The organism is Halopseudomonas xiamenensis (assembly GCF_014219065.1).
Lineage (GTDB): Bacteria > Pseudomonadota > Gammaproteobacteria > Pseudomonadales > Pseudomonadaceae > Halopseudomonas > Halopseudomonas xiamenensis.
This window is the reverse complement of record NZ_JACLGO010000005.1, coordinates 176,973-183,780: the sequence shown is the minus strand read 5'-3', so window position 1 is coordinate 183,780 and position 6,808 is coordinate 176,973. Positions and strand designations below refer to the sequence as shown.

Below are 6,808 nucleotides of genomic sequence, written 5' to 3'. Positions count from 1 at the left end.
CCTAGTTTACCCGGTCGATGGTGAGCAAAAATGACAGAGAAATAAAGGGTTACCCACCAGAAAAGGTGAAGAGCCTTTTTTATACAGTAGTAATGGTTGCGTGAAAGGCCGAAGTCAAGCGAATACGGATCAATCTGTGACGGAGGTAGCAATTCAATGATTTTTAAGGCTTTTCTTGGATGGTATGGCATCGTGCGAGCGGAGTTATATCGAGCACAATATTGTGTATTAGTACCGCGTGCGGTCTAATCACTGTTACATATGAGGTGTTAATTGAATTTTAAGTCATTTAATAGTGCATTCTTTATTGCAGCGGTTACCGCTTTTTTATATGCGTCAAGTACCGCGTACACTTATGGTTACTTTGGCGTGCTTGAGCTCGACGGAAATGTCTTAGATCGAAATTTTCATCAGATCATTTACCATGGGATGATTCTGAATATATTGTCTTTTATATTGGCTCCGTTAATAGTTGCGTTATTGGTTACTATACATGCTGCGTATAAAATAGAGATGAGTCAGTTTGTCTCAAAGAAATTTTCAAATGCGAGGCGACTGGTTAATTTAAAAAAGAAATTGCGCTTTGCAACGAAGAAGAAAAGCATCATGGCAAGAAAGTATGGCCGCAGAATGTGTATATGGTGGTCTGTCGCTTCTGGAGTTTTTCTAATATTTATGGCGCTAGTTATCTTCGAAAGGCAGGGTGTGAATGCCGCGAAGGAGCTACTGTCAGGTATTGAGGAGGGGCAGTTTAAGTCGGTGCGATTAAAAAATAACGTTGATGATAGCTCGCTGGCTTATCTTTTTTGTGGGGCCAGGAATTGTGCAGTTTATGATATTGAAATCGATCAGGTTTTTTATTTTATTCAAAATGAATTTTCTTATTTGCGGGAGAATAGGATGTAACAATCGGCTGTTGTCGCCCCTGTGGGGCTGGGACGGCCTTTTCGCCGCTGCGCGGCTACAAGTCCGCCCCAAAGCCGGGCGTTAAATTCTAGGAGAGCATATGGCACTTCCAAGCTACAAGGACATTACTGAACTAATAAAAAAAGGTGCCACGATAGAGGCACAAGAAAAAATCATGGAACTGCGCGAGTCTGCGCTGGAGCTTCAAGAAGAAAATATCAACCTGAAAAATCAGGTGCTCGAACTTCAGGAGAGAGTAAGAAGGCTGGAATCTTTCGAAGGCGAGCCTTGCCCGAAATGCCGCAAGCCAGCTTGGGTAGTTGAATCTAGCAAACCTGACCAGAAATTTGGCCGTTTGGGTGGTATTCGTAGAGAATATAAGTGCACCGAGTGCGGATTCTCGGAGTCTCAGTTGGTAACTCCTAAATGAAATTTAACAAAGCCATTAAATTCGCTCCCTTCGGTCGCCCGACGCTCGCAAGCTCGCGCGGTTTATGGCAGCGTTAGAGGATTATGTGCCATGGATCATTTGGATCAATTTTACGAAAGAATTGGCGGTGCTATTAGTGTTTTGGCTAAAGAACAATATATCGAAGCTGCATTAATGATTACTTTTGCAGGCATTGATCAAATGGCTTGGCTTTCGGTAAGCTCTCAAGAATCTTCAGGAGCTGACTTCAAAGTATGGGCTGAAAAATACATCAAGCCTTCCCAAAATCTTGGGTGCTCCGTAGATGATTTGTGGGCTGCTAGAAATGCTCTTCTTCACACTGCCACCGCCGAATCTAGAGACACAGCAAAAGGAAAAGCTAAAAAAGTCTATTACACTACTGGTTCCGCAGTATGTACAGAAAACAAATCTCCTGACGTTATTTTTATTAATGCTCATCACCTGATGGAGCATTTTTTTGCTTCATGGCTAACTTATAGACTTGATATAAAGGCTAATCCGGCGCTGTTGCAACAAGCAACGGAAAAAGCAAAGCAAATTCTAAACTATAAAAAAGGCCTCTAACAAAGCAATCAAACGGATGGTTTTTAAGTTGCACTTTTGCCATTCCGCTTCGCTTCATCTTATGGCAAAAGTGCAACTTAAAAACCACCGTTTATCGCGGCGTTATATTGAGTCTGGTTTCGCATGGAAAAATACACATTCATAGATCGTTACTTACATAGCCAGTACGAACTGCTGGATTTTAGATTTTCACAGAACAGAGATATCAACACGCTGTTCACATACCTGAATAACCTACACTCAACTGCCGACAAACTAAAAGAGCTCTTTGGCTGCAATATAAAAGATACGCCAGAGTTCAAAATATTAAGAACAGTAAGAAACTATTTTCATCACATTGGTGACGTGGATGAGATTCGTCTCTATGTATCAGCTGGTGAAAACACTATCGTTAGCCACTCGCAGCACCTGATAATTCCACTGGAAACCTTTGCTAAGAGCTTAAAGTCATTTATAGACAACAATACAGCTCCTGAGGGCCACAGGGATCATAAAAGAAAAAAAGCATTTATCGAGAGCGAGCTAGGCTCAATGTTTATCTGTTTTGACTACGGCCCTGAGCTTTTACAAAATCTAGAAAAATTCTGCAATAGACCAAGCCTAAAACTGGATGGCAAAATTTATGAGCTAGGGTTTGATATGTATAAATTTGTATATAACATCACCAACACCATAGCCGACAAGTGCCGAGAAATTGAAGAGCTCAAAGTCAAGCAGGCTGTAATTGATCTTGACTCATCATATACCTCCTCAAAAAATATCGAAAAACTCGACATCACGTGCAGTCCAGCTAATGCGCCGATTATGACAATTGAAGGGTTCATTTATCCAAATAAAATTGAGGCCGCAATATAACAACTGGTTCAAATCGCTCGCTTCGCTCACTGGGACGGGCTAAAGCCCGCCCCTTAACCAAACGTTAGGCAACACTAAGGAAGATCATGCCTTTAGAAGAAGAAACTAGAAATCTCATCCATGATTATTGTGTAAGAGATCTCCCTGGAGATATGACTTGGCACATAGATGAATTTTCATTTATTGACGATGCTGAGCTTAGGCTTCGCTTGGGTAGAGCTTTTTACTCTGCACGTTATGTCTACAAGCTAATGGAGGCTACATTCGTTCAAAATGATGAGCAGCATCCATTTGTGAAATTTCAAATTATGCAATACGCCTCAATATACGAGGCTGTGATAACCAACTTGTTGTGGGGGTTGCTTAAAGAGCATCCAGAAGTGATACAGCTTCAAACTCATAAGGCATATAAGCCAGTTAACGCCTTGGGCAGCTTAACCAAGGTTAAGTATGGAGACGAAGATATATTTACCTGCGTATATCGCGACGCAAAAACTCCAAAAAATTCAATACCATTTAAAGATAAAGTCGATTGTGCCGTACGCATTGGATTTCTCGAAGCGACTTACGCTGAGGATATTAAGCGTACCTATGAGCTGAGGAACCTAGCTCATATTGAAACAGAGGCATCGAAACAGCTTGATGTAGAAATAGCTCAATCAAAAACTGCATATTGGCGTCTCGGCCCGTTTCTTGATTATGCTGCATCGTTTGTAGGTAGCTACAATGCCTAACAAATCAATCAACTACGCGCCTGCGGCGCCGGACAGCCTACATTTCGCTTCGCTGCATTTCGGCTGCCGGTTATTGAGGCGTTAGATTCAAGAAAATAGGAGAGTAACTTGGCAGTTGAACCGTCTGATTTCGCCCACAATGAAGCCTGGCTGCTTTTCCAGTTGAACGAAGCACCGGTGATGACTGAGGCTGATGGTGATTTCAACGCTATGGCCATCATGGAGGTGGCAACGGGGATGATCTTTGGTATGGAGCTTGTTCAAGTAAGCATGCCTGGTTTGCCGGAATTTCTGTCAAGGAAATTGCTGGCCGACGCTGAAGGCCAATCTGGCTCAAGACCGCAAAAATTGTTCATAGCGTCTGAGTACGACGCGGATGATCTGGTCAAAGTTGCTAGGGCCATGGGGATTAAAGTTGAGCGAGTCCCGGCCAAAGATCTATCCGGCATTACACAGGAAGCAAGGGACGGTTTCGCAGCCCATGTTTCAGGCGGTAGGGTCCAATAAATCTAACCAAGTGTTCCAGTTCGTTCCGGGCCTGACGGCCCTCCACCGGATGCCCTTTTCGCTGCGCTACAAGGGCACCGCTGAACAACGGCGTTAGGCCACTGGAGAAATGGCATGAGTATACTTGAACTCAAAATTCCACCTTTGATGCTTGTCATATTATTCGCTCTTGCTATGTATGCGATTTCGCTTCTGGCTCCAGCCGTCACGCTTCACATTTCGGTGCGAGACATTGTTGCTGTAACTGTTGCGCTCTTTGGTGCTCTTATTGTTTTATCTGGTGTAGTGGCGTTCCGCAGCCATCACACAACAGTAAATCCGCTTGTGCCTGGCGATTCTTCGACCATTGTGCAAGATGGCATATATCGACTCTCTCGCAATCCAATGTATCTTGGATTCCTTCTTATCCTTATTGCTTGGGGGGTCTGGCTGTCTAACATGATTACCGTACTCTTGCTGCCGTGCTTTGTTATTTATATGAATACTTATCAAATCAAGCCGGAGGAGCGGGCCTTACAAGCCAAGTTCGGTAAGGAATTTGAGCAATACATGGCAACTGTTAGGCGCTGGCTTTAATGTGGTATAAATCGACATCTAAAGCGGCTCCGGATGAGCCTAACCAACGGCAGCAGGCGGACAGCCTACACTACGCAGTTTTGTGTTACTCACTGTCGCTCAAACATTAACACAAAACCACTCCGTTACGGCTGCCGCTGTGCCGGGCGTTATAAGCCTCAAGAGGCCGCGTACAAAATTAATTTAAGAAATTAGCCTCACTGTTAGTTAACAAGGATAATAATGATAATTGGAACATTTTTAAGATATTACAAAACTTATCAAGGAATTAACTATATTCCAATTACCGATGAAGATAAATTTTGTGGATTGGTCGGCAACAATGGGATAGGGAAAAGCTCAGTTTTGGAGTCGCTTGACACTTTTTTTAATGCCAAGCCTTGGAATTTAAATACTGTTACTAAAAAGAGCGGTAAATCTTCAACAAAACCGCAGATAGTTCCTGTTTTTCTCCTTAAACGGAGTTACTTTTCTGGCGATGAGCTTGAAAAAGCAGAATTATTAAATGCTGTCGCTATTAATATTAGTGAGAACGATGTATCACCTTCACTTAAAAGTCACGCTAAAGCTTTTGTCGAACATAGAGAGAGGTTAATTCAAAGAGTAGATTTGTCTGATTTACTAATTATCCCATTAGGGGTTGATTATAAAGGGGGGACGACAATATCGCTCTTTAACAACCGCATGGTAGTAGAGAGGCTCTTAGGTGAAGAAGTAGACCCAGGAAAGACTTCGCTATCTGATGATGAGCTTGAATCTTTTCTACCGTTGCTAAACAAAATAAAAGCAATCGTTGATTACATTTATATACCTAGAGAGATTGAGCCGGAGCTTTTTACAAAGCTAGAGACCGACGAAATTCAGGTTCTTATGGGAGAGACTTTAATACAAATATTGAGTGAGCGAGTACCACAGAAACAAATTAACGAAATCAACTCGAGCCTCAACTCTTTCATCGATAAACTTGCTCAAGAGCTGGAAATATACTCTTATAGAACGCCAACTGATAGACAGCAATATCTCAAGAAAAATGACGTATATAATCTAATAATTCAATCATTCTTTAGCACAAGAAAACTACACAAGAAGCAAGGTGAAAACTGGCTAGAAATTAGCTCATTAAGTTCAGGTGAGAAGCAAAAAGCCATAATTGATGTTGCACATAGCTTGCTTAACAAGCACCGAGATACAGGTGCAAATTTAATAATCGGAATCGATGAGCCAGAATCATCCTTGCATATGTCCGCATGCTTCGACCAATTTGATGCGCTATATGAGATTAGTCGGGATGCTATGCAAGTTATTTTTTCATCTCATTGGTATGGTTTTTTACCAACAATAGAAACAGGTAGTGCAACCGTAATATCCAAAAATGACTCGATGCATGTTTTCGACATGATTAACTTGGCTAATTACAGAGAGCAAATCAAGCAATTAACTGCCTCATCTAGAGGGCGCTTACCCTACGATATAAGGCTAAAGAGCATTAATGACTTCGTGCAGTCAGTGATTACTAGTGCAATCGGTGAAACTCCATTTAACTGGATTATATGTGAAGGGTCGTCTGAAAAAGTGTATTTGAGCTCTTACTTTAAAGATTTGATTGACTCAAAGAGATTAAGGATTGTCCCTGTTGGCGGGGCGAAAGAGATCAAGAGATTGTACAACCACTTGTCGACCTCGTATGAAGACTTTCAAGAAGAAATTTCGGGAAAAATTATTTTACTTTCAGATACTGACGCACAATTGGTTAATTATGATGTGAAGAATTACCCAAATCTTTTTTGTAAGAGAATGGTTAATTGTATGCAAACTCGGTCAACAAAGCTTGTCAATATTCAAGCTAACCCGGTTTCTCCATCAACAGAAATCGAAGATGCTTTGAATGGTAAGTTGTTCTTTGAAACTCTATGTACTTTTATCGAAAGTTATCCTGAACAACTTAGTTTCTTGAATGATATAACAGATGAAATTTCGCAAGAAAGTTCGAAAATAGCGTTAGATTTAAAGGCTAGCCAGTGGAACCAAATTGAGCAATTTTTTGATATGGGTAATAATAAATTCTGGTTCTCTCAAAGATATACTGAATCTATAGATGACAAGTATGATGTGCCTTCATGGATAGAGGAGATCCGAGGTTGGTTAAGCTAGCTTATAACAAGTTGCTGCAACGGATTCGTCAACCCGTCATTTGTTTTGCAAGGTCAGGCAAAAC

8 protein-coding genes are annotated in these 6,808 nt (G+C 41.5%); all 8 read left to right on the top strand.

What is annotated here, in order from left to right; genetic code table 11:
• Positions 1–273: 273 nt before the first annotated feature.
• The 8 genes from H6X51_RS05375 to H6X51_RS05340 all read left to right on the top strand — a co-directional run bounded on the left by H6X51_RS05375 (position 274) and on the right by H6X51_RS05340 (position 6,744).
• Positions 274–906: a hypothetical protein gene (locus H6X51_RS05375; protein ID WP_185266484.1), complete on the top strand. Its 633-nt coding sequence runs from the start codon at positions 274–276 to the stop codon at positions 904–906.
• Positions 907–1,006: 100 nt separating this feature from the next.
• A complete protein-coding gene (locus H6X51_RS05370; RefSeq protein ID WP_185266483.1) occupies positions 1,007–1,336 on the top strand; it encodes a hypothetical protein in 330 nt (109 codons plus the stop codon).
• 90 nt (positions 1,337–1,426) lie between these two features.
• On the top strand, positions 1,427–1,921 hold the full coding sequence (locus H6X51_RS05365; RefSeq protein WP_185266482.1) for a hypothetical protein: 495 nt from the start codon (positions 1,427–1,429) through the stop codon (positions 1,919–1,921).
• A gap of 123 nt (positions 1,922–2,044) precedes the next feature.
• Complete coding sequence (locus tag H6X51_RS05360) at positions 2,045–2,776, top strand: hypothetical protein (RefSeq protein ID WP_185266481.1); 732 nt, start codon at positions 2,045–2,047, stop codon at positions 2,774–2,776.
• 86 nt (positions 2,777–2,862) lie between these two features.
• Entirely contained in the window at positions 2,863–3,510 is a 648-nt protein-coding gene (locus tag H6X51_RS05355) for a hypothetical protein (protein ID WP_185266480.1), read from the top strand.
• Positions 3,511–3,618: 108 nt separating this feature from the next.
• Positions 3,619–4,017 (top strand): DUF6930 domain-containing protein, encoded by a 399-nt coding sequence (locus tag H6X51_RS05350; RefSeq protein WP_185266479.1) that lies wholly within the window; start codon positions 3,619–3,621, stop codon positions 4,015–4,017.
• 114 nt (positions 4,018–4,131) lie between these two features.
• A complete protein-coding gene (locus H6X51_RS05345) occupies positions 4,132–4,593 on the top strand; it encodes a methyltransferase family protein (protein WP_185266478.1) in 462 nt (153 codons plus the stop codon).
• Between the two features lie 222 nt (positions 4,594–4,815).
• Positions 4,816–6,744, top strand: a complete 1,929-nt coding sequence (locus H6X51_RS05340) for an ATP-dependent nuclease (protein ID WP_185266477.1) — start codon at positions 4,816–4,818, stop codon at positions 6,742–6,744.
• The last annotated feature ends 64 nt before the right edge of the window (positions 6,745–6,808 follow it).